Here is a 20,167-nt window from a genome sequence, read left to right as displayed (position 1 = left end):
CGTGTCGGACGGGGAGCGCGGCGAGCAGCCCGGCTACGGGTCCGTAACGAGCGGGCGCGCTACTTGTTGGCGTCCTCCACCATCTGCTTCAGCTTGGCCGGGGTCATGGAGCGGTCCTGGTAGATGTTCTTGCCGTCCAGGAGCACCGTCGGGGTGCCGCTGAAGCCGCCTTCCTGGAAGGCCTTGTTGGACTTCTCCACCCAGCCGTCGTGCTTGCCGTCCTTCACGCACTCCTGGAAGAGGGCGGTGTCGAGGCCGTCGACCTTGCCCGCCAGGTCGAGCAGCTTGCCCTCGTCGGCGAAGGCGTCGTCGGTCTCCGGCGGCTGGTTGTCGAACAGCACGTCGTGGTACGCGGGGAACTTCCCGGCGTCCTGGGCGCAGGCGGCGGCGTTGGCCGCCTTGCGGGAGCCGGTGCCGCCCATGTTGCCGTCGATGATCGTGGCCAGGTGGTACTCGACCTTGAGCTGACCGGCGTCGGTCAGCTCGTGAACGGTGTCGCGGTACGCCAGCTCGAACGCCTTGCAGGCCGGGCAGCGGAAGTCCTCCCAGACGACGAGCGTCGACTTGGCGCTCTCCTCGCCGACGGGGATCGCGAGGCCGTCCTTGCCCTGCGCGCCCGAGGGCGCCACGATCGGACCGCTCGACTCGCTGCCGTCGTCCTTGCCCGCGTTCGCGGCGACCACGCCGATCACCGCCGCCAGGCCCAGGACACAGACCACGCTCGCGCCGACGATCAGCGCACGGCGGCGCTTGTCCCTGGACTTCTGCTTCTCGCGCTCGGCCGCCAGCTTCTCGCGGGCGCCGCGCTTTCCCTGTCGGTTCTTCTCGCTCACACCCCGCAGAACGAACCGGGGAGGCGCAGCGCGCCTCCCCGGTCCCAGGTCCACTCTTACGAGGGACCCCTGTCATGTGCCCGTCCGTCGCACGGCGACGGTCACGCCTGTCCGCGCACGCCCTTCGCCAGGTCGGCGGCGAGCGCGCGGACGCCCTCGACACCGGCCGCGTCGTCGGGCGCGTCCAGCATCCGCTTGACGAAGGCGGAGCCGACGATCACACCGTCGGCGAAGCGGGCGACCTCGGCGGCCTGGGCGGCGTTGGAGACGCCGAGGCCGACGCAGACCGGGGTGCCGGTGGTGGCGCGGGTGCGCCGCACCAGGTCCTCGGCCTGCGCGCCGACCGACTCGCGGGTGCCGGTGACGCCCATGAGGGAGGCGGCGTAGACGAAGCCGCTGCCGGCCGCGGTGATCTCGGCCAGCCGGGCGTCCTTGCTGCTGGGCGCGACCACGAAGACCGTGGCGAGCCCGTGCTTGTCGGCGTGCTCCCGCCACAGGGCCGACTCCTGGACGGGCAGGTCGGGCAGGATGCACCCGGCGCCGCCCGCCTCGGCCAGCTCGGCGGTGAAGCGCTCCACGCCGTAGCGGTCGATGGGGTTCCAGTACGTCATGACGAGGATCGGCTTGCCCGTGGCCTCGTGCGCCTCGCGGACCGTGCGCATCACGTCGGCGATCTTCAGGCCGCCGCGCAGGGCGATGTCGTCGGCGGTCTGGATCACCGGGCCGTCGAGCACCGGGTCGCTGTGCGGCAGGCCCACCTCGACGACGTCGGCGCCGCCGTCGAGGGCGGCCCTGATCGCCGCGATCCCGCCGTCCACGGTCGGGAACCCGGCCGGGAGGTAGGCGATGAGGGCGGCGCGGCCCTCGGACTTCGCCGCGGCGAGGGTGTCGTTCAGCAGCCGCACGTTCCCGCTCACTTGGCGTCCCCCTCGATCTCCGCGGCGCCGGTCTCGTCGGCGGCGACCTCGGCATCGGTGTCGTACAGCCCGAAGTAGCGGGCGGCGGTGTCCATGTCCTTGTCGCCTCGGCCGGACAGGTTGACCACGATCAGCCCGTCCTTGCCCAGCTCCTTGCCGACCTCCAGGGCACCGGCCAGCGCGTGGGCGCTCTCGATCGCCGGGATGATGCCCTCGGTGCGCGACAGCAGGCGCAGGGCCTGCATGGCGGCGTCGTCGGTGACCGCGCGGTACTCGCCGCGGCCGGAGTCCTTGAGGTGGGCGTGCTCGGGGCCGATGCCGGGGTAGTCCAGGCCGGCCGAGATCGAGTACGGCTCGGTGATCTGGCCCTCCTCGTCCTGGAGGACGTAGGACCGGGAGCCGTGCAGGATGCCGGGCTCGCCCGCGGTCAGGGTGGCCGCGTGCTCGCCGGTCTCCACGCCGTGCCCGGCGGGCTCGCAGCCGATGAGGCGGACGTCCGCGTCGGGGATGAAGGCGTGGAAGAGGCCGATGGCGTTGGAGCCGCCGCCGACGCAGGCGATCGCGGCGTCGGGGAGGCGCCCGGCCTGCTCCAGGAGCTGGCGGCGGGCCTCGACGCCGATGACGCGGTGGAAGTCGCGGACCATCGCCGGGAAGGGGTGGGGGCCGGCGACGGTGCCGAACAGGTAGTGGGTGCGGTCGACGTTGGCGACCCAGTCGCGGAACGCCTCGTTGATCGCGTCCTTCAGCGTCCGGCTGCCGGACTTCACGGCGATGACCTCGGCGCCGAGCATGCGCATGCGCGCCACGTTGAGGGCCTGGCGGCGGGTGTCGATCTCGCCCATGTAGATGGTGCAGTCGAGGCCGAAGAGGGCGCAGGCGGTCGCCGTCGCCACGCCGTGCTGGCCCGCGCCGGTCTCGGCGATGACGCGGGTCTTGCCCATGCGCTTGGTGAGCAGGGCCTGGCCGAGCACGTTGTTGATCTTGTGCGAGCCGGTGTGGTTCAGGTCCTCGCGCTTGAGGAAGACCCGGGCTCCGCCGGCGTGCTCCGCGAAGCGGGGCACCTCGGTGAGGGAGGACGGGCGGCCTGTGTAGTGGACGAGCAGGTCGTCCAGCTCGCGGGCGAACTCCGGGTCGGACTTGGCCTTGTCGTACTCGACGGCCACCTCGTCGACGGCGGCGACGAGGGCCTCGGGGATGAACTTGCCGCCGTACGCCCCGAAGTAGCCTTCGGGGCTGGGGGTTCGACCCTCCGGGTCGGGGATGAAGAAGTTGCTGGGCATGCGTGTACCTCACGGTGAGTGTCTGTTGGGGACTGATCGCCGTGGGGGCGGGGCCTGTCTGCTGGCCGCGAGCCGTCTGCGGTCGCTCGCGCCCGCGCGACGGAGTCGCGAATCAATACCGCCCCGCGCCCCTTACAGGGCGCTCGAGCCATCGCATGCCGTTGACCTGCCCCGGTTCGTCTCCGATGACGTACCGCACCCGGCGGCCGTGGACCCGGCGGGCGGGGGCGCGGCAGCCGCGGGGACGGCAGCCGCGCGCCAGGCGCGCGTACGGGTCCCGGGAGGCCGGGACGGGCGGGAGCGTCATGGGAGTCAGCCTACCGGGGTCAGCCCCGGCCGTGGCGCAGTGCCGGGTGTTCGCCGGCCGCCACCAGGTCGGAGACCGCGGTCTTCGGATCGCGGCCGGTGACCAGGGACTCGCCGACCAGGACGGCGTCGGCGCCCTCGTTGGCGTAGGCGATGAGGTCGTGCGGGCCGCGGACGCCGGACTCGGCGACCTTGACGATGTGCGCGGGGATCTCCGGGGCGACCCGCTCGAACGTGCCGCGGTCGACCTCGAGCGTCTTGAGGTTGCGCGCGTTGACGCCGATGACCTTGGCGCCCGCGTCCACGGCGCGCTCCACCTCGTCCTCGTCGTGCACCTCGACCAGCGGGGTGAGTCCGATGGACTCGGCACGCTCGATCAGCGACTCCAGGGCCGGCTGCTCGAGGGCCGCGACGATCAGCAGCACGAGGTCGGCGCCGTGCGCGCGGGCCTCCCACAGCTGGTACGAGGTGACGATGAAGTCCTTGCGCAGCACGGGGATGTCCACCCGCGCGCGAACCGAGTCGAGGTCGGCCAGCGAGCCGCCGAAGCGGCGCTCCTCGGTGAGGACGGAGATGACGGCGGCGCCGCCCGCCTCGTAGTCGGCGGCGAGCCCGGCCGGGTCGGCGATGGCCGCCAGCGCGCCCTTGGACGGGCTGGAGCGCTTGACCTCGCAGATGACCTTGACTCCGTCGCCGCGCAGCGCGGCCACACCGTCCTTGGCGGGGCGAGCCTCGGCCGCGCGCTCCTTGAGCTCGTCGAGGCTGACGCGCGCCTGCCGCTCCGCGAGGTCGGCACGGACTCCGTCGATGATCTCGTCGAGCACACTCACAGCGAGCGGCCCCCTTTCAGACGGCAAAACGTGTGGTCACTGTGATGGTATCCGCAGCCGGGCACCGGTCCCGCATCCGCCCGTCACCGATCCCTCCCCCGCCCTCGAACCAGCTTCGCACGGCTCGGGCGGGAGGTGCCCCCATCCTGGACGCCCCACAAATGATCAAGGGATGAGCCAGCCACCGAACGGCAGGTTCCGGACAACGGTGAAGACCAGCAGCAATGTCCCCAGCGTCCACAGGTGGACCGGTCCGAGATCGATGCGCACCGGACGGCCCCGGGCCGCGCGGACCACCCAGACGGTCCACAGGACCGCGAAGCCCAGGTAGGCGAGGACCGCGGGCGCGTTGGCGTGCAGCGCGGCCGTCAGATCCCCGTGGACGAAGGCGTGGGCGCTGCGCAGGCCGCCGCAGCCGGGGCAGTAGACGCCGGTGAAGCGCAGCAGGGGGCAGACGGGGTAGTGGCCGGGTTCGTAGGGGTCCACGCTCCCCACGTAGGCGAAGGCCCCGGCGACGGCCGCGAGCACCCCGGCGGGAGCGGCCAGGCGCAGGGCCGCGCCGCGGAACTGGGGGGTGCCGGTCCGGCTGGGTTTCCCGCTGTCGACGTCCACGCCCGCATTCTGCACCGGGCGACCCCCACGCGCACACGAGGGGCGGTCCCGGCACCCGTGTGCCGATCCGCCCCTCAGGAGGTCCGTGACCGCCGCTCCGGTCAGCCCTTGGCGCCGGCCTGCGCGTGCTCGCCGCTGACCTGGTGCACGGGGTGGGTCTGCTTCGGCTGGCCGAGGCCCATCATCTTCATGATGTAGCCGACGACACCGCCGAGGAGCACGACCGCCATGCCGGCCCAGAAGCCCCACGGCTGGGCCGCCACCATGAACATGCCCGCGATGCAGAAACCGATGAAGGCGATGATGACACCGGTCCAGGCGGCCGGGGTGTGACCGTGGCTGCTGCCCGCCATTGCTTGCTCCTCGTTGCTGTGTGCCATGTCTGAGCAGGACGCTCGCGCCCATTGTCGCGCACGGCGGCACGCGCCGTGAGCGGGGGTGCTCCGGTGGGTGAACGCGGGCCCGGACGGGGGTCAGGCCCCGGTGGGGTCCTCGCCGCGGTCGATGGCCTTCCACAGGTCCTCGGGGCGGTCCGGGTCGACCGTCTGCGGTCCGCGGCGCGGGCGCGGGGTGCCGTCGCGCTCGTAGCGGCCGGACATCGCGGGCCACAGGCGGCCGTAGCGCAGCGCGAGCAGCCCGGCCAGCAGGAGCAGGGCGCCGCCCACGGCCGCGACGTACGGCCAGGCGGTGTGGGAGAGCGCGTCGACGGTGGCCGAGGTGTCGCCGGCGGCCTTGGCCGCCTGGTCGTCGAGGGCGGAGCTGTCGGAGGCGCCGGCCAGGGCCGCGGCGACGGTGCCGGCGCCGCTCAGCGCGAGCACGGCGGCGACGGCGAAGCGGCCGGCCCGGCGGACGGCGAAGACGGCGACGAGCGCGGCGAGCCCGACTATGGCGAGCGCCGCGGGTACGCCCGTGACGTCGCTGCCCTTGGCGGTCAGCGAGAACGCGCCGCCGGCCACGGTCGCGGTGCCCTCCGCCCACTCCTGCCGGGTGGCGAGCAGGGCGACGGCCGCGCCGAGCGCGCCGCACAGCAGGGCGACGGCGAGGCTCCGGCGGCCGGCCCGGGCGGGTCCTGCGGCTGGGGTACGGGGGTGAGGAACGGCTGTCACGTACTCCACTATCACCCGAACCCCGGGCGTTCCGTCACCCGGGGTTCGAAATGGGGTACGTGATAATCACCCCACCACCGTGTCCGGTTGGCCCTGTCGCGCCAGCCGGTTGGCCGTGTGCACGGCCCTGAGCACCGCCGCCGCCTTGTTGCGGCACTCGGTGTCCTCGGCCACCGGGTCGGAGTCGGCGACGACGCCCGCGCCGGCCTGGACGTAGGCGGTGCCGTCGCGCAGCAGGGCGGTGCGGATGGCGATGGCGGTGTCGGAGTCGCCCGCGAAGTCGAGGTAGCCGACGCAGCCGCCGTACAGGCCGCGCCGGGAGGGTTCGAGTTCGTCGATGATCTGAAGGGCGCGCGGCTTGGGGGCGCCGGAGAGGGTGCCGGCCGGGAAGCAGGCGGTGAGGACGTCGAAGGCGGTGCGGTCCGGGGCGACCCGGCCGGTGACCGTCGAGACGATGTGCATGACGTGCGAGTACCGCTCGACGGACATGAAGTCGACGACCTCGACGGAGCCCGGCTCGCAGACGCGGCCGAGGTCGTTGCGGCCGAGGTCGACGAGCATCAGGTGCTCGGCGCGCTCCTTGGGGTCGGCGAGCAGTTCGTCGGCCAGTGCCTGGTCCTCCTGCGGGGTGGCGCCGCGCGGGCGGGTGCCGGCGATGGGGTGCACCAGGGCGCGTCCGTCCTCGACCTTGACCAGCGCCTCGGGGGACGAGCCGACGACGTCGAAGCCGTCGAGGCGGAGCAGGTACATGTACGGGGAGGGGTTGGTGGCGCGCAGGACCCGGTACACGTCGAGGGCGCTCGCCGTGCAGGGCGTCTCGAAGCGCTGGGAGGGGACGACCTGGAAGGCCTCGCCCGCGCGGATGCGCTCCTTGATGTCCTCGACGGCGTCCTGGAAGTCGGGGCCGCCCCACCGGGCGGTGTACTCGGGCAGCTCGGAGGGCGGCAGCGCGGCCGGGGGCTGGGCGACCGCGCGGGTGAGGTCGGACTCCATCGCGTCCAGGCGGGCGATCGCGTCGGCGTAGGCCTCGTCGACGCCGGTCTCCAGGTCGTTGTGGTTGATCGCGTTGGCGATCAGGAGGACCGAGCCCTCCCAGTGGTCCATGACGGCGAGGTCGCTGGTGAGCAGCATGGTCAGCTCGGGCAGCCTCAGGTCGTCGCGCTCCCCGGGGCCGACCTTCTCCAGGCGGCGCACGATGTCGTAGCCGAGGTAGCCGACCATGCCGCCGGTGAAGGGCGGCAGGCCCAGGTCGTGGGCGAGGTCGCGCGGGGTGTGCAGGGCCTCGACGGTGGCGCGCAGGGCGGCGAGCGGGTCGCCCGCGGTGGGGACGCCGACGGGCGGGGTGCCCTGCCAGTGGGCCTGCCCGTCCTTCTCGGTGAGGGTGGCGGCGCTGCGGACGCCGACGAAGGAGTACCGGGACCAGGACCTGCCGTTTTCCGCGGACTCCAGCAGGAAGGTGCCGGGGCGCTCCGCGGCGAGCTTGCGGTACAGGGCGACGGGGGTGTCGCCGTCGGCGAGGAGCTTGCGGCCGACCGGGATCACCCGGCGGTCGGCGGCCAGCTTGCGGAAGGTGTCGAGGTCCATGTCATGCGTGACGTCCATGGCGGCAGACCCTACTGACCCGTGCCGGGGGCGCCGGTGCCCGCGGCGTCCCGGGCCTCGCCGGCGTCTTCGGCGAGGAGTACGTCGGTGTCGAAGCAGGTGCGGGTGCCGGTGTGGCAGGCGGCGCCGACCTGGTCGACCCTGACGAGCACGGTGTCGGCGTCGCAGTCCAGCGCCACGGACTTCACCCACTGGAAGTGTCCGGAGGTGTCTCCCTTGACCCAGTACTCGCGGCGGCTGCGCGACCAGTAGGTGCAGCGTCCGGTGGTCAGTGTGCGGTGCAGCGCCTCGTCGTCCATCCAGCCGAGCATCAGCACCTCCCCGGTGTCGTACTGCTGGGCGATGGCGGGCAGGAGTCCGTCGGCGCTGCGCTTGAGCCGGTCGGCGATCTCCGGCGCGAGCGGGCTGGGCCGCCCGGGGGCGCCGCTGGTGGGGGAGCTGCTGGTCATACGCCCATTGTGCCGCGCGGACCCGACACGCCCCCGGGATGTCCATTGGGCGGACCCGGCCGGCCGCCGTAGGCTGGCCCCATGTCGACTTTCGCCAAGCGTGAACGACTTCTGCTCGCCGACCTGTTGGAGACGGCGGGTCCGGACTCCCCGACCCTGTGCGACGGCTGGCGGACCCGTGACCTGGCCGCGCACGTGGTGGTGCGCGAGCGCCGGCCGGACGCCGCCGGGGGCAGCATGATCAAGCAGCTGGCGTCCCGCCTCGACCGGGTGATGGAGGAGTACACCGCGAAGCCGTACGAGGAGCTGCTCCAGCTGATCCGCACGGGGCCGCCGCGCTTCTCCCCCTTCCAGCTCAAGCAGGTCGACGAGGCGGCGAACACGGTCGAGTTCTACGTCCACACCGAGGACGTCCGCCGCGCCCGGCCCGACTGGTCGCCGCGCGAGCTGGACCCGGTCTTCCAGGACGCCCTGTGGTCCCGCCTGGAGCGCGCCGCCCGTCTGATGGGCCGGGGCATCCCGACGGGTCTGGTGCTGCGCCGCCCGAACGGCCAGACGACGGTCGCCCACCGGGGTACGCCGGTGGTGACGGCCACGGGCGAGCCGTCCGAGCTGCTGCTGTTCGCGTACGGCCGGCAGGGCGCGGCGAAGGTGGAGCTGGAGGGCGAGGAGAACGCGATCGCCAAGCTGCGGGAGACGAAGCAGCTGGGCATCTGACCTCCGCCGCTCACTTCGGCAGTTCGGCCCGCCGCACGCCCGGCGCGCACAGGGCGACGACTCCGCCGAGGCCGCACACCACGGCGCTGACGGCGAAGACCCGGCCGGTGCCCCAGACGCCGATGGCGGCGGCGGACAGCGGCATGCTCAGCGGGGCGATTCCCAGGCTGACGATGCCGCCGACGGCGGTGACGCGGCCCAGGTAGGCGGGGTCGGACTGGGTCTGCAGCAGGGCACCGCACATGGCGCCGCTGAGCCCCGTGAGCAGGCCGACGAGCAGCGCCGTGCCGACGGCCACGGGGAGGGCGGGCGCGTGGGCCAGGGCGGCGATCGCGGCCGCGCCGGGGATGATGGCGCCGGCGGCGACGTACCCGGCGTGCGGCAGGCGTCCCCGTACGGTCAGCAGCAGGGCGGCGACTCCGGCGCCGGTCCCGAACCCCGCGAGCACCCAGCCCATCCCGGACGCGCCCCAGCCCCGTTCGTCCGCGAGCAGGGTGAGGCCCACGTTGAGGGGACCGACGAAGCCGAGGTCGCCCAGGGCGATGGTCACCATGAGCGGACCGAGGACGCGGTGCCGGCGGACGTAGCGGAGGCCGCCCACCAGGTCCCGCCAGGCGGTGGTCTCCCGCGCGGCACCCGCGTCGTCGGCCGGCAGGTCACGCATCCGGACGGAGACCAGCAGCGGCACGGACACGGCGATCAGCAGCCCGGCGAACGCGAAGGCCGCCGCCGCGCCGCCGACCGCCACGCCGAGTCCGCCGAGCGGAGCGCCCACGACGGCGGCGAAGCGTATGGCGAGGCCGCGCATGCCCTGTACGCGGGCGAGCTGGTCCTTGCCGGTGATCCGCGCCGGGAGCGCCCCCACGGCGGGCATGAACACGGCGTCGACGGTGCCGAAGACGACGGCGAGCAGGGCGAGGAGCCACAGCCCGGGGTCGGTCGCGAACAGCACGGCGGCGACCGCGAGGACGGTGACGCACCGCACGGAGTCGCTGCCGATGACGACCCGGCGCGGCCCGAGCCGGTCGGCGACCACTCCCCCGCCGAGCATGAGCAGGGCACGGGGCACCGCGCTGACGGCGGTGACGAGGCCGGCCTGCGCGGGCGTGCCGTTCTGCACGGCGGCCCAGGACAGCGCGAGGAAGAACACCATGTCGCCGACCATGGACGCGGTGTAGGCGGTGACCCAGCGCAGGACGTTGGGGTCGCGGTGGGCGGGGCGCTCCGGGGCGGCAGCGGGTATGTGTACGTCCGACGCGGACGTGGTCGCCTCAGACACGGAAGGGGAATCCGTAGACGTGCAGCGCCACGTTCTCGCGCCCCTCGGTGTCGCCGGCGGCTTCGGCGGCCCGGCCCCGCTCGTCGTACTTCTTCGCCAGGGCGAGCAGTTCGTCGCCCAGTTCCTTCAGGTCGGCGGGGGTCAGTCGTAGCTGTGACTCGTTGTCGGGGGCGGCGGAGTTCCACTCGGGGCCCCAGGTGGACCGTTCGTCGAGGTAGCGGCGGTACATGGCGGCGCGCTGCTCGTGGAAGAGCCGGGTGGCAGCGAGGTGGGCGGCGGCTCGCTCGGGGACGTCGCGGAAGTTCTCGTCGCGGATGCTGACCCCGTCCGACGACGGCTGCCACCAGCGCTCCCTGCCGTCCGCGCTCTGCGGCTCGGCCTCCTCGACCAGCCCGTGCTCGGCCAGCTTGCGCAGGTGGTAGCTGACCAGCGAGACGGCCTCGTCCACCTGCTCGGCGAGCTGCGAGGCGGTCGCGGTGCGCGCGACTCCGAGGTTGCGGTAGAGCTGACTGCGCAGCGGGTGGGCCAGGGCTTTGAGGGTGCCCAGGTCGGTGATGGGGCGGTTCTCCTGACTCGGCATGCGCTCAGGCTAGATTACGAAAGAAAAATTGCGCAATGAATGTTGCGCAATTTTACTTTCCTAGTCCGAGGGAGGCGTGAAGCCCCTCTCCCGACGCCTGACCGCCACCCCCTCCATCAGCACGTCATGCGCGAGTCGGTCGACGGCGATGCCTCGCTCCTGGGCCTCCGCCGCAAGCTCGGCCAGCTCTTCCTCGGTGACCTCGATCGCGATCACTGCCATACGGGCAGGTTAGAAGCGAGGGCTTCGGCGAGTCCGCCCCTGCCACCAACGAGCGCCTGCTCGAACTACCGTATGGGGTATCCCGCCCCCCGCAGCGTCTCCTTCACCTCGCCGATCCGCAGGTCGCCGAAGTGGAAGACCGACGCCGCCAGGACCGCGTCCGCGCCCGCCTCCACCGCCGGAGCGAAGTGGGCGAGGGCGCCCGCGCCGCCCGAGGCGATCACGGGGACGGTCACGTGCTTGCGTACCGCCGCCAGCATCTCCAGGTCGTAGCCGTCCTTCGTGCCGTCCGCGTCCATCGAGTTGAGCAGGATCTCCCCCGCGCCCAGCTCGGCGGCCCGGTGCGCCCACTCCACCGCGTCGATGCCGGTGCCGCGCCGGCCGCCGTGGGTGGTCACCTCGAAGGTGCCGGCCTCGGTGCGCCGGGCGTCGACCGAGAGGACGAGAACCTGCCGGCCGAAGCGCTCGGCGATCTCGCGGATCAGGTCGGGCCGGGCGATGGCGGCCGTGTTCACGCCCACCTTGTCGGCGCCGGCCCGCAGCAGCTTGTCGACGTCCTCGGCGGTGCGCACCCCGCCGCCGACGGTGAGCGGGATGAACACCTGCTCGGCGGTGCGGCGCACCACGTCGTAGGTCGTCTCGCGGTTGCCCGACGAGGCGGTGATGTCCAGGAACGTCAGCTCGTCGGCGCCCTCGGCGTCGTACACCTTGGCCATCTCGACGGGGTCGCCCGCGTCGCGCAGGTTCTGGAAGTTGACACCCTTGACGACCCGGCCGTTGTCCACGTCCAGGCAGGGGATGACTCGGACCGCCAGGGTCATGAATCCACGGCTCCTCTATACGCTTCCACTTCGACCGACACCAGGACCCGCGAGTCGATGAATCCCTGCACGACCAGCAGGGTCGTGACCGGGCGCACGGAGTCGAACAGCTCCTTGTGGGCGCGGCCCACCGCATCGACGTCGCGCGAATGCGCCAGGCACACACGGGTCCGGATCACGGACTCGACGCCGAGCCCGAACTCGCCGATCGCCTCGAGGGCGGTGGCGAAGGCGACCTTGGTCTGTTCGTACGGGTCGCCTTCCCCGTACAGCATGTCGCCCTTGAAGGCGGTCGTACCCGCCACGATCACACGGTCGCCCGCCGCCACGGCGCGTGCGAAACCGAAGGACTCTTCCCAGGGACTTCCGCTCTGCACGCGCCGTACGGCTTCAGATGTCATGGCGACACAACCTCCAGGGCTTCTTCCAGGGTGAACGCCTTCGCGTAGAGGGCCTTCCCGACGATGGCCCCCTCGACACCGTCCGGGACCAGCCCGGAGATCGCGCGCAGGTCGTCCAGGGACGACACGCCGCCCGAGGCCACGACGGGGCGGTCGGTGGCCGCGCACACGTTCTTCAGGAGCTCCAGGTTGGGGCCCTGGAGGGTGCCGTCCTTGGCGATGTCGGTGACGACGTACCGGGCGCAGCCCTCCTTGTTCAGGCGGTCCAGCGTCTCGTAGAGGTCGCCGCCGTCGCGGGTCCAGCCGCGGCCGCGCAGCGTGGTGCCCCGTACGTCGAGACCGACGGCGATCTTGTCGCCGTGCTCGGCGATGACCTTGGCGACCCACTCGGGGGTCTCCAGGGCCGCGGTGCCGAGGTTCACCCGGGTGCAGCCGGTGGCGAGGGCGGCGGCGAGGGTGTCGTCGTCGCGGATGCCGCCGGACAGCTCCACCTTGATGTCCATGGCCTTCGCGACCTCGGCGATCAGCGCGCGGTTGTCCCCGGTGCCGAACGCCGCGTCCAGGTCGACCAGGTGCAGCCACTCGGCGCCGGAGCGCTGCCAGGCGAGGGCGGCCTCCAGCGGGGAGCCGTAGGAGGTCTCGGTACCGGACTCGCCGTGCACGAGGCGGACGGCCTGACCGTCGCGGACGTCGACGGCGGGGAGGAGTTCGAGCTTGCTCATCTCTACCGGGCTCATCTCTACAGGGTCTCGATCCAGTTGGTGAGGAGCTGGGCGCCCGCGTCGCCGGACTTCTCGGGGTGGAACTGCGTGGCCCACAGCGCGCCGTTCTCCACCGCGGCCACGAAGGGCTCGCCGTGCGTGGCCCAGGTGACCCTGGGCTCGGCGAGCAGCGGGTTGTGCGACTCCTGGTTCCACTCGTGGACGGCGTAGGAGTGCACGAAGTAGAAGCGGGCGTCGGCGTCCAGGCCGGCGAAGAGCTGGGAGTCGGCCGGCGCCTCGACCGTGTTCCAGCCCATGTGGGGCACGACGTCGGCCTGGAGCGGTCCGACCGTGCCGGGCCACTCGTCCAGGCCCTCGGCCTCCACGTCGTGCTCGATGCCGCGCGAGAAGAGGATCTGCATGCCGACGCAGATGCCCATGACGGGGCGTCCGCCCGACAGCCTGCGGTCGACGATCCAGTCGCCGCGGGCGGCCTTGAGGCCGTCCATGCAGGCGGCGAAGGCGCCGACACCGGGGACCAGCAGCCCGTCGGCGTTCATCGCCTTGTCGTAGTCACGGGTGATCTCGACGTCGGCGCCCGCGCGCGCGAGGGCGCGCTCGGCGGAACGGACGTTGCCGAAGCCGTAGTCGAAGACGACGACCCGCTTGGCGGTCAACTCCAGACCTCCAGCCTCAGGACGCCCGCGAGCAGACACATGCCGGCGCCGATGGACAGCAGCACGATCAGGCCCTTGGGCATCTGCTGCTTGGCGAAGGAGTAGATGCCGCCGGCCAGGAAGAGGCCGACGAGGATCAGTGCGGTGGACGTACCGTTCATCGGTTAGAGCGCGCCCTTCGTGGAAGGCAGGATGCCGGCCGCGCGCGGGTCGCGCTCGGATGCGTAGCGCAGGGCCCGGGCCAGCGCCTTGAACTGGCACTCCACGATGTGGTGCGCGTTGCGCCCGTAGGGCACGTGCACGTGCAGGGCGATCTGGGCCTGGGCGACGAAGGACTCCAGGATGTGCCGGGTCATCGTCACGTCGTACTCGCCGATCATCGGCGCCATGTTCTCGGGCTCGGTGTGCACGAGGTAGGGGCGGCCGGAGAGGTCGACGGTGACCTGGGCGAGGGACTCGTCCAGCGGGACCGTGCAGTTGCCGAAGCGGTAGATGCCCACCTTGTCGCCGAGGGCCTGCTTGAAGGCGGCGCCCAGCGCGAGGGCGGTGTCCTCGATGGTGTGGTGGGAGTCGATGTGCAGGTCGCCGTCGGTCTTCACGGTCAGGTCGAACAGGCCGTGCCGGCCGAGCTGGTCGAGCATGTGGTCGTAGAAGCCGACACCGGTGGCGATGTCGGTCTTGCCGGTGCCGTCGAGGTCGATCTCGACGAGGACCGAGGTCTCCTTGGTCGTGCGCTCCACGCGTCCCACGCGGCTCATGTGTTCTGCTCCTTCTTGACTTCACGTACCGCGTCGAGGAACGCGTCGTTCTCCTCCGGGGTGCCGGCGGTGACCCGCAGCCACCCCGGTACGCCGTTGTCCCGGACCAGGACGCCCCGGTCGAGGATCTTCCGCCAGGTCTCGTGCGAGTCGGCGAACCGCCCGAACTGGACGAAGTTGGCGTCGGACTCGGTCACCTCGTAGCCGACGGCCCGCAGTTCGGCGACGAGCCGGTCCCGCTCGGTCTTCAGCTGCTCGACGTACTTGAGCAGCGTGTCCGTGTGCTCCAGGGCGGCCAGTGCGGTCGCCTGGGTGACGGCCGACAGGTGGTACGGCAGCCGTACGAGCTGGACGGCGTCGACGACGGCCGGGTGCGCGGCGAGGTAGCCGAGGCGCAGGCCCGCCGCGCCGAACGCCTTCGACATGGTGCGGGAGACGACCAGGTTCGGCCGGCCGTCGAGCAGCGGCAGCAGGGACGCGCCGTGGCTGAACTCGATGTACGCCTCGTCCACCACGACCATGGACGGCTTCGCCGCCTGGGCGGCCTCGTACAGGGCGAGGACCGTCTCGGCCGGAACCGCGGTCCCCGTGGGGTTGTTGGGGGTGGTGACGAAGACGACGTCCGGGCGGTGCTCGGCGATCGCCCGCGCGGCGGCGGGCACGTCGATGGTGAAGTCCTCGTGGCGCGGCCCGGAGATCCAGCCGGTGCCGGTGCCGCGCGCGATGAGGCCGTGCATCGAGTACGACGGCTCGAAGCCGATCGCGGTGCGGCCCGGTCCGCCGAAGGTCTGCAGCAGTTGCTGGATGACCTCGTTGGAGCCGTTGGCCGCCCAGACGTTGCTCACGTCCAGGGGGTGTCCGGAGGTGTCCGTCAGGTAGCGGGCCAGCCCCGCGCGCAGCTCGACGGCGTCCCGGTCGGGGTAGCGGTTGAGGTCGCGGGCGGCCTCGCGGACCCGCTCGGTGATCCGCTCGACCAGTGCCTCGGGCAGCGGGTAGGGGTTCTCGTTGGTGTTCAGCCGTACCGGCACGTCCAGCTGGGGCGCGCCGTAGGGGGACTTGCCGCGCAGCTCGTCCCGTACGGGGAGATCGTCGATGCCGAACGTCACTTGCTTTCCGGGACCTTCCACTCGAACCTCGCCTTGATCGCCGCGCCGTGCGCGGGCAGGTCCTCGGCCTCCGCCAGCGTCACCACGTGGTGCGCGACCTCGGCGAGCGCGTCGCGCGTGTAGTCGACGATGTGGATGCCGCGCAGGAAGGACTGCACGGACAGGCCCGAGGAGTGGCAGGCGCAGCCGCCGGTGGGCAGGACGTGGTTGGACCCGGCCGCGTAGTCGCCGAGCGACACGGGTGCCCAGGGGCCGACGAAGACCGCGCCGGCGTTCCTGACCCGGTCGGCGACGGCGGCGGCGTCGGCGGTCTGGATCTCCAGGTGCTCGGCGCCGTAGGCGTCGACCACGCGCAGGCCCTCGTCCAGGCCGTCGACGAGGACGATCGCGGACTGGCGGCCGGCGAGGGCCGGGCGGATCCGGTCCTCGATGTGCTTGGTGGCCTCGACCTGCGGCTCCAGCTCCTTCTCCACCGCGTCCGCCAGCTCCACGGAGTCGGTGACCAGGACGGCGGCGGCCAGCGGGTCGTGCTCGGCCTGGCTGATCAGGTCGGAGGCGACGTGCACCGGGTCGGCGGTCGAGTCCGCCAGGACGGCGATCTCGGTCGGGCCCGCCTCGGCGTCGATGCCGATCTTCCCGGTGAAGAAGCGCTTGGCGGCGGCGACCCAGATGTTGCCGGGGCCGGTGACCATGTTGGCGGGCGGGCAGGACTCGGTGCCGTAGGCGAACATCGCGACGGCGGTGGCGCCGCCGGCCGCGTACACCTCGTCGACGCCGAGCAGGGCGCAGGCGGCCAGGATGGTGGGGTGCGGGATGCCGCCGAACTCGGCCTGCGCCGGCGAGGCGAGCGCGATCGAGCCGACCCCGGCCTCCTGCGCGGGCACCACGTTCATGATCACGGACGACGGGTAGACCGACCGGCCGCCGGGCACGTACAGCCCGACCCGCTCGACCGGAACCCACTTCTCGGTGACCGAACCGCCGGGCACGACCTGGGTGGTGTGCGTGGTGCGGCGCTGCTCGCGGTGGACGAGCCGGGCGCGGCGGATGGACTCCTCGAGCGCGGCGCGCACGTCCTTGTCGAGCCCCTCCAGGGCGCGGGTCAGCTCCTCGGCCGGGACGCGCACCCGCTCCAGCCGGACGCCGTCGAACTGCTCGGTGAAGTCGATCAGCGCCGCGTCCCCGCGATGATGCACGGCCTCGCAGATCGGACGCACCTTCTCCAGGGCGACCGAGACGTCGAAGTCGGCTCGGGGCAGCAGGTCGCGCAGGGCGGGGCCCTCGGGGAGGGCGTCGCCGCGCAGATCGATTCGGGAGATCACGGAACCAATTCTCTCAGACCCGCGTCCGGCGCGGTCCGCGCGTATCAATGGCTGATACGGAACGCGACGGAGCTCACGGCCCGGGGTGAACTCGCGCGATCCGTGCTCACTTTGAGTGTTCGGAAGGTCACTCAGTGGGCATGAACGGTTGTACGAAGCGTGAGCGACCGACGAGTAGCCGGGGAGGGAGTGAAGCACCGTGACCGAGGGGGCCGGCCGTCGTGACGGAGAGCTGCCGGACGACCTGACCACCGCCGAGGCCGGCATGTGGCAGGCCTTCCGCAACGGCAGTGTGTACGACCTGAGCAGCGGCGACGCGCTCGTCGACGACCCGCACGGCGGGCAGCCGTGGGGACCGGAGCGGACCGTGCGCGCCCGCGTCGTGTGCTGGCTGCTGCTCGACGGCCCGCCGGCCCTCGCGGGCCGGGTGTCCTCGCTGCAGCTGGTGGGGGTGCGGATCAGCGACACGATGGACCTGGCGGGCGGCACGGTGGTGCCGTACGTGGAGCTGCGGCGCTGCCGGTTCGACCGGGAGGTGCTGCTGCCGGAGACCCGGTTCACGACGGTGCGGATGGTGGACTGCGCGGTGCCGCGCCTGGAGGCGGCCCGGCTGCACACCGAGGGCGACCTGCACCTGCCGCGCTCCCGCTTTCCGGGCGGCATCCGGCTCACGGACGCGCAGATAGGCACCGACCTGCTGCTCAACCAGGCGATCGTGCACCGGGACCGCAGCGGGCGCTCGATAGCGGCGGACGGCATGACGGTCGGGCAGGACCTCCAGGCCGAGATGCTGGAGTCGCACGGCGAGGTGAGTCTGCGCAGCGCCCAGGTCGGCGTGTCGCTGAGCCTGCGCGGCGCCCGGCTCCTCAACCCGTACACGCGGCACGCGCTGAACGCCCCGCAGCTGACGGTGGAGCGCACCCTGTACCTGACGCCGGCGGGCCTGGGCAGCCCGCTGCTGCGCGGCACCACGCCCGCGCAGGGCACCCGCATCCAGCGCTTCGAGTGCGAGGGCGGGGTCCGCCTCGACGACGGGCGGTTCGGCGACGCGCTGGACCTGGAGCACGCGCGGTTCACCTTCACCGACGACCAGGAGCTGTCGCTGCGCCGGGTGCAGACGCCCGAGCTGCGCTTCCTGGGCGAGCGTCCGGCGCGCGGGCGGGTGGTGCTGTCGGGGGCGCGGGTGGTCAACCTGATGGACCGGGCGGACAGCTGGCCGGGCCCCGGCCGGCTGCACATGGGCGGCTTCGCCTACGAGAACCTGGTGCCGCGCGGACCGTTCCCGCTGGCGAAGCGGCTGCGCTGGGTGGGCGCCGCGACCGCCGAGTACCACCCGGAGCCGTACGAGCGCCTCGCCGCCGTGCTGCGGGCCGGCGGTGAGGACGAGGACGCCCGCGAGGTGCTGCTCGCCAAGCACCGCAGGCGCCGCGAGGGCCTCCCCCTCGCCGCGAAGCTGGTGGGCTACGCGCAGGACTGGACGGTCGCCTACGGCTACCGGCCGGGCCGGGCGGCGGTGTGGATGGCGGTGCTGTGGGCGGCCGGCTCGCTCGCCTTCGCCCGCACGGAGCCGCCGCCGCTGAAGAGCGGCGAACACCCGGACTGGAACCCGGCCCTCTTCGCCCTCGACCTCCTCCTCCCGGTGATCGACCTGGGCCAGGCCGGCTCCTGGCAGCTCCACGGCGGCTGGCAGTGGCTGTCGACGGCGCTGGTTCTGCTGGGCTGGGTCCTGGCGACCACCGTCGCGGCGGGTGCCACCCGGCTGCTCCGCCGCAGCTGACCCCGTCCGGGGACGGGACCCGCGCCCGCGCCCCACCCGCACGGCGGTGCGGCCGGGAACACGAGTGGCCGAAGGCGGTGCCGTGGCCGCACAACCATCCCGAACCCTCGGCCGTCGTACTGGCCATGCTGCGCGCGTTCCTGCGGTCCGCCGCTGCCCGGGCCCGCCCCCGGTCACCGCGGCCCGCCCCAGACGACGACGTGCTCCTCGACGCCCCCGACGACCGCCTCGCCCCCGCCCTCGTCGCCGCGGCCCGCGGTGAGCACGGCCCCGCGGCCGGCCTCCTCTCCGGTACCCGCGAGAACGCCGAATGGGACCACCGCGACCGCTACACGACCCGGCTCGCCGCCTTCGCCCGCTCCCGCTCCGAGTGGCTCGACACCTGGCGGGCGACCGACCCGGACGACCCCGACGCCCAACTGGTGGCGGCCCGCCTGACGGTCGACCGGCACTGGTACTCACCGGCCCGCACGGAACTCCTGCGCCAGGTGATCCCCTCGGTCGTCGCCGCCGCCGAGGCCGCCGGCCCCGTCGACCCGGTGCCGTGGCGGACGGCGCTGGACGCCGCGCGGGGCGCACGCGCGCCGCACGCCGAGTTCGAACGGCTGTGGGAGCAGGCGGTCCGCCGCTCCCCGCACCACTACGGCAGCCATGTCGCCGCCCTGGAGTACCTGGCCGACGCCTCGCCCGTGGCCCACGGCGAGTGCCTGGACTTCGCGGAGACGGCCGCCCAGGACGCCCCCGAGGACGCGCTCCTGCGGGCCCTGCCCCTGCGTGCGGCCTTCATCTGCCTGACGGCCACCGGCGCCTCCGCCGACGGCGCCTCCGTACGCACGTACCGCCCCCGCCTCGACGACGCCGCCGACCGCGCGACCGCCCTCTCGGCGGCCCACCCGGTGGCCGATCCCTGGGCGGCCGAGCTGCGGAACCTGCTCGTCTACGTCCTCGTACGCCTGGAACGCCACCGGGAGGCCGCGGAGCAACTGCGGCTGACCGGCCCGTACGTCACGTCCTTCCCGTGGGAGCGGGACGCGGCCGACCCCGACCCGCTCGGCCGTTTCCTCCAGGTGCGCGCGGACGTCCGTGCGCACCTGGAGACGGGCTCCCATTAGGCTTCTGCGTCGTGACCACCGTCCGGCTCCCCCTCTTCCCCCTGAACTCGGTCCTGTTCCCGGGGCTGGTGCTTCCGCTCAACGTCTTCGAGGAGCGCTACCGCGCCATGATGCGCGAGTTGCTGAAGACCTCGGAGGACGAACCACGCCGGTTCGCCGTCGTGGCGATCCGCGACGGCCACGAGGTGGCCCGGACCGCCCCCGGCCTGCCCGACCCGACGGCCACCGTCGAGCAGGGGCCGACGGCCGGGTTCGGGACCGACCCGCTCAAGGCCTTCCACAAGGTGGGCTGCGTCGCGGACGCGGCGACCATCCGCGAGCGGGCCGACGGCTCCTTCGAGGTGCTCGCCACCGGCACCAACCGGGTGCGCCTGGCCTCCGTGGACGCGTCGGGCCCCTTCCTGACCGCCGAGCTGGAACCGCTGCCCGAGGAACCGGGCGACGAGGCGGGTGCGCTGGCCGAGGGCGTGCTGCGCTCCTTCCGGCAGTACCAGAAGCGGCTGGCGGGGGCCCGCGAACGGTCGCTGGCGACCGGCGCCGAGCTGCCGGACGAACCGGGTGTGGTCTCCTACCTGGTCGCCGCCGCGATGATGCTGGACACGCCGACGAAGCAGCGTCTGCTCCAGGCCCCGGACACCGCCTCGCGGCTGCGGGACGAGCTGAAACTCCTTCGCTCCGAGACCTCCATCATCCGTACGCTGCCGTCCCTGCCGGCGCAGGAACTGACGCGCGGCCCGACGAGTCTCAACTGAGGTACTG

The 20,167-nt window shown here is 72.9% G+C and carries 25 protein-coding genes; 4 read left to right on the top strand and 21 right to left on the bottom strand.

Annotation, left to right across the window (positions count from 1 at the left end; translation table 11 throughout):
* Positions 1 to 59 precede the first annotated feature (59 nt).
* From Sco07f_RS29310 to hisI, 10 genes are all read right to left on the bottom strand, one after another.
* The gene (locus Sco07f_RS29310) at positions 60 to 833 is read right to left on the bottom strand and encodes a DsbA family protein (RefSeq protein WP_167468262.1); all 774 of its coding nucleotides are present in this window, start codon (positions 831 to 833) and stop codon (positions 60 to 62) included.
* Positions 834 to 934: 101 nt separating this feature from the next.
* The gene (gene trpA, locus Sco07f_RS29305; RefSeq protein WP_007448460.1) at positions 935 to 1,750 is read right to left on the bottom strand and encodes a tryptophan synthase subunit alpha; all 816 of its coding nucleotides are present in this window, start codon (positions 1,748 to 1,750) and stop codon (positions 935 to 937) included.
* Entirely contained in the window at positions 1,747 to 3,030 is a 1,284-nt protein-coding gene (gene trpB / locus Sco07f_RS29300; protein WP_007448461.1) for a tryptophan synthase subunit beta, read from the bottom strand. Before trpB ends, trpA begins: the two co-directional genes overlap by 4 nt.
* Positions 3,031 to 3,142: 112 nt before the next feature.
* Complete coding sequence (gene trpM, locus Sco07f_RS41265; RefSeq protein WP_063789718.1) at positions 3,143 to 3,337, bottom strand: tryptophan biosynthesis modulator TrpM; 195 nt, start codon at positions 3,335 to 3,337, stop codon at positions 3,143 to 3,145.
* Positions 3,338 to 3,356: 19 nt separating this feature from the next.
* Positions 3,357 to 4,166: an indole-3-glycerol phosphate synthase TrpC gene (gene trpC, locus Sco07f_RS29290; RefSeq protein WP_054103381.1), complete on the bottom strand. Its 810-nt coding sequence runs from the start codon at positions 4,164 to 4,166 to the stop codon at positions 3,357 to 3,359.
* A 165-nt stretch (positions 4,167 to 4,331) separates the two neighbouring features.
* Positions 4,332 to 4,778, bottom strand: a complete 447-nt coding sequence (locus tag Sco07f_RS29285; protein WP_042825552.1) for a DUF2752 domain-containing protein — start codon at positions 4,776 to 4,778, stop codon at positions 4,332 to 4,334.
* Positions 4,779 to 4,879: 101 nt separating this feature from the next.
* Positions 4,880 to 5,131 (bottom strand): HGxxPAAW family protein, encoded by a 252-nt coding sequence (locus Sco07f_RS29280; protein WP_007445765.1) that lies wholly within the window; start codon positions 5,129 to 5,131, stop codon positions 4,880 to 4,882.
* Positions 5,132 to 5,251: 120 nt separating this feature from the next.
* Positions 5,252 to 5,893, bottom strand: coding sequence for a TIGR02234 family membrane protein (locus Sco07f_RS29275; RefSeq protein ID WP_054103380.1), 642 nt, complete (start codon positions 5,891 to 5,893; stop codon positions 5,252 to 5,254).
* A 57-nt stretch (positions 5,894 to 5,950) separates the two neighbouring features.
* A complete protein-coding gene (locus Sco07f_RS29270; protein WP_087791420.1) occupies positions 5,951 to 7,486 on the bottom strand; it encodes an anthranilate synthase component I in 1,536 nt (511 codons plus the stop codon).
* Between the two features lie 11 nt (positions 7,487 to 7,497).
* Positions 7,498 to 7,935, bottom strand: coding sequence for a phosphoribosyl-AMP cyclohydrolase (gene hisI, locus Sco07f_RS29265; RefSeq protein ID WP_087791418.1), 438 nt, complete (start codon positions 7,933 to 7,935; stop codon positions 7,498 to 7,500).
* 81 nt (positions 7,936 to 8,016) lie between these two features.
* Here hisI and Sco07f_RS29260 point away from each other — a divergent pair, with 81 nt between their 5' ends.
* The gene (locus Sco07f_RS29260) at positions 8,017 to 8,652 is read left to right on the top strand and encodes a TIGR03085 family metal-binding protein (protein ID WP_007448576.1); all 636 of its coding nucleotides are present in this window, start codon (positions 8,017 to 8,019) and stop codon (positions 8,650 to 8,652) included.
* A 10-nt stretch (positions 8,653 to 8,662) separates the two neighbouring features.
* Here the strand turns inward: Sco07f_RS29260 and Sco07f_RS29255 are convergent, their stop codons facing one another.
* The 11 genes from Sco07f_RS29255 to hisD all read right to left on the bottom strand — a co-directional run bounded on the left by Sco07f_RS29255 (position 8,663) and on the right by hisD (position 16,519).
* The gene (locus tag Sco07f_RS29255; RefSeq protein ID WP_108989624.1) at positions 8,663 to 9,931 is read right to left on the bottom strand and encodes an MFS transporter; all 1,269 of its coding nucleotides are present in this window, start codon (positions 9,929 to 9,931) and stop codon (positions 8,663 to 8,665) included.
* Positions 9,924 to 10,511, bottom strand: a complete 588-nt coding sequence (locus tag Sco07f_RS29250) for an ArsR/SmtB family transcription factor (RefSeq protein ID WP_054103377.1) — start codon at positions 10,509 to 10,511, stop codon at positions 9,924 to 9,926. Before Sco07f_RS29250 ends, Sco07f_RS29255 begins: the two co-directional genes overlap by 8 nt.
* 60 nt (positions 10,512 to 10,571) lie before the next feature.
* On the bottom strand, positions 10,572 to 10,733 hold the full coding sequence (locus tag Sco07f_RS39845; RefSeq protein ID WP_159106997.1) for a hypothetical protein: 162 nt from the start codon (positions 10,731 to 10,733) through the stop codon (positions 10,572 to 10,574).
* 65 nt (positions 10,734 to 10,798) lie between these two features.
* A complete protein-coding gene (gene hisF / locus Sco07f_RS29245; protein WP_108989623.1) occupies positions 10,799 to 11,554 on the bottom strand; it encodes an imidazole glycerol phosphate synthase subunit HisF in 756 nt (251 codons plus the stop codon).
* Positions 11,551 to 11,955, bottom strand: coding sequence for a RidA family protein (locus Sco07f_RS29240; RefSeq protein ID WP_007448560.1), 405 nt, complete (start codon positions 11,953 to 11,955; stop codon positions 11,551 to 11,553). The genes hisF and Sco07f_RS29240 overlap by 4 nt, the downstream gene beginning before the upstream one ends.
* A complete protein-coding gene (gene priA / locus Sco07f_RS29235; protein ID WP_007448562.1) occupies positions 11,952 to 12,677 on the bottom strand; it encodes a bifunctional 1-(5-phosphoribosyl)-5-((5-phosphoribosylamino)methylideneamino)imidazole-4-carboxamide isomerase/phosphoribosylanthranilate isomerase PriA in 726 nt (241 codons plus the stop codon). The genes Sco07f_RS29240 and priA overlap by 4 nt, the downstream gene beginning before the upstream one ends.
* A 17-nt stretch (positions 12,678 to 12,694) precedes the next feature.
* A complete protein-coding gene (hisH, locus tag Sco07f_RS29230) occupies positions 12,695 to 13,333 on the bottom strand; it encodes an imidazole glycerol phosphate synthase subunit HisH (RefSeq protein ID WP_434092016.1) in 639 nt (212 codons plus the stop codon).
* The gene (locus Sco07f_RS40245; protein WP_007448565.1) at positions 13,330 to 13,494 is read right to left on the bottom strand and encodes a CG2302 family histidine operon protein; all 165 of its coding nucleotides are present in this window, start codon (positions 13,492 to 13,494) and stop codon (positions 13,330 to 13,332) included. Before Sco07f_RS40245 ends, hisH begins: the two co-directional genes overlap by 4 nt.
* A 3-nt stretch (positions 13,495 to 13,497) precedes the next feature.
* Positions 13,498 to 14,091, bottom strand: a complete 594-nt coding sequence (gene hisB / locus Sco07f_RS29225; protein WP_007448566.1) for an imidazoleglycerol-phosphate dehydratase HisB — start codon at positions 14,089 to 14,091, stop codon at positions 13,498 to 13,500.
* The gene (locus tag Sco07f_RS29220; protein WP_007448567.1) at positions 14,088 to 15,197 is read right to left on the bottom strand and encodes a histidinol-phosphate transaminase; all 1,110 of its coding nucleotides are present in this window, start codon (positions 15,195 to 15,197) and stop codon (positions 14,088 to 14,090) included. Before Sco07f_RS29220 ends, hisB begins: the two co-directional genes overlap by 4 nt.
* Complete coding sequence (gene hisD / locus Sco07f_RS29215; RefSeq protein WP_108989622.1) at positions 15,194 to 16,519, bottom strand: histidinol dehydrogenase; 1,326 nt, start codon at positions 16,517 to 16,519, stop codon at positions 15,194 to 15,196. Before hisD ends, Sco07f_RS29220 begins: the two co-directional genes overlap by 4 nt.
* A 199-nt stretch (positions 16,520 to 16,718) precedes the next feature.
* Here hisD and Sco07f_RS29210 point away from each other — a divergent pair, with 199 nt between their 5' ends.
* From Sco07f_RS29210 to Sco07f_RS29200, 3 genes are all read left to right on the top strand, one after another.
* Positions 16,719 to 18,296, top strand: a complete 1,578-nt coding sequence (locus Sco07f_RS29210; RefSeq protein WP_007448577.1) for a hypothetical protein — start codon at positions 16,719 to 16,721, stop codon at positions 18,294 to 18,296.
* 125 nt (positions 18,297 to 18,421) lie between these two features.
* Positions 18,422 to 19,408 (top strand): hypothetical protein, encoded by a 987-nt coding sequence (locus Sco07f_RS29205; RefSeq protein ID WP_108989713.1) that lies wholly within the window; start codon positions 18,422 to 18,424, stop codon positions 19,406 to 19,408.
* 11 nt (positions 19,409 to 19,419) lie between these two features.
* Positions 19,420 to 20,160 (top strand): LON peptidase substrate-binding domain-containing protein, encoded by a 741-nt coding sequence (locus Sco07f_RS29200; RefSeq protein ID WP_007448583.1) that lies wholly within the window; start codon positions 19,420 to 19,422, stop codon positions 20,158 to 20,160.
* The last annotated feature ends 7 nt before the right edge of the window (positions 20,161 to 20,167 follow it).

The sequence above is a fragment of the Streptomyces coelicoflavus genome (genome assembly GCF_003112555.1).
In the GTDB taxonomy this organism is placed as follows: Bacteria; Actinomycetota; Actinomycetes; order Streptomycetales; family Streptomycetaceae; genus Streptomyces; species Streptomyces coelicoflavus.
The sequence above is the reverse complement of the archived record's forward strand: the minus strand, read 5'-3'. Positions and strand labels throughout refer to the sequence as shown.

What these genes read in the sequence shown, in the direction of transcription:
- Sco07f_RS40245 (WP_007448565.1), bottom strand. Translation starts at nt 13,494, where the DNA reads ATGAACGGTACGTCCACCGCACTGATCCTCGTCGGCCTCTTCCTGGCC.
- Sco07f_RS29240 (WP_007448560.1), bottom strand. Translation starts at nt 11,955, where the DNA reads ATGACATCTGAAGCCGTACGGCGCGTGCAGAGCGGAAGTCCCTGGGAA.
- Sco07f_RS29250 (WP_054103377.1), bottom strand. Translation starts at nt 10,511, where the DNA reads ATGCCGAGTCAGGAGAACCGCCCCATCACCGACCTGGGCACCCTCAAA.
- Sco07f_RS29280 (WP_007445765.1), bottom strand. Translation starts at nt 5,131, where the DNA reads ATGGCGGGCAGCAGCCACGGTCACACCCCGGCCGCCTGGACCGGTGTC.
- Sco07f_RS29205 (WP_108989713.1), top strand. Translation starts at nt 18,422, where the DNA reads ATGCTGCGCGCGTTCCTGCGGTCCGCCGCTGCCCGGGCCCGCCCCCGG.
- hisI (WP_087791418.1), bottom strand. Translation starts at nt 7,935, where the DNA reads ATGACCAGCAGCTCCCCCACCAGCGGCGCCCCCGGGCGGCCCAGCCCG.
- Sco07f_RS29270 (WP_087791420.1), bottom strand. Translation starts at nt 7,486, where the DNA reads ATGGACGTCACGCATGACATGGACCTCGACACCTTCCGCAAGCTGGCC.
- trpB (WP_007448461.1), bottom strand. Translation starts at nt 3,030, where the DNA reads ATGCCCAGCAACTTCTTCATCCCCGACCCGGAGGGTCGAACCCCCAGC.
- priA (WP_007448562.1), bottom strand. Translation starts at nt 12,677, where the DNA reads ATGAGCAAGCTCGAACTCCTCCCCGCCGTCGACGTCCGCGACGGTCAG.
- Sco07f_RS39845 (WP_159106997.1), bottom strand. Translation starts at nt 10,733, where the DNA reads ATGGCAGTGATCGCGATCGAGGTCACCGAGGAAGAGCTGGCCGAGCTT.
- hisB (WP_007448566.1), bottom strand. Translation starts at nt 14,091, where the DNA reads ATGAGCCGCGTGGGACGCGTGGAGCGCACGACCAAGGAGACCTCGGTC.
- hisF (WP_108989623.1), bottom strand. Translation starts at nt 11,554, where the DNA reads ATGACCCTGGCGGTCCGAGTCATCCCCTGCCTGGACGTGGACAACGGC.
- trpM (WP_063789718.1), bottom strand. Translation starts at nt 3,337, where the DNA reads ATGACGCTCCCGCCCGTCCCGGCCTCCCGGGACCCGTACGCGCGCCTG.
- Sco07f_RS29260 (WP_007448576.1), top strand. Translation starts at nt 8,017, where the DNA reads ATGTCGACTTTCGCCAAGCGTGAACGACTTCTGCTCGCCGACCTGTTG.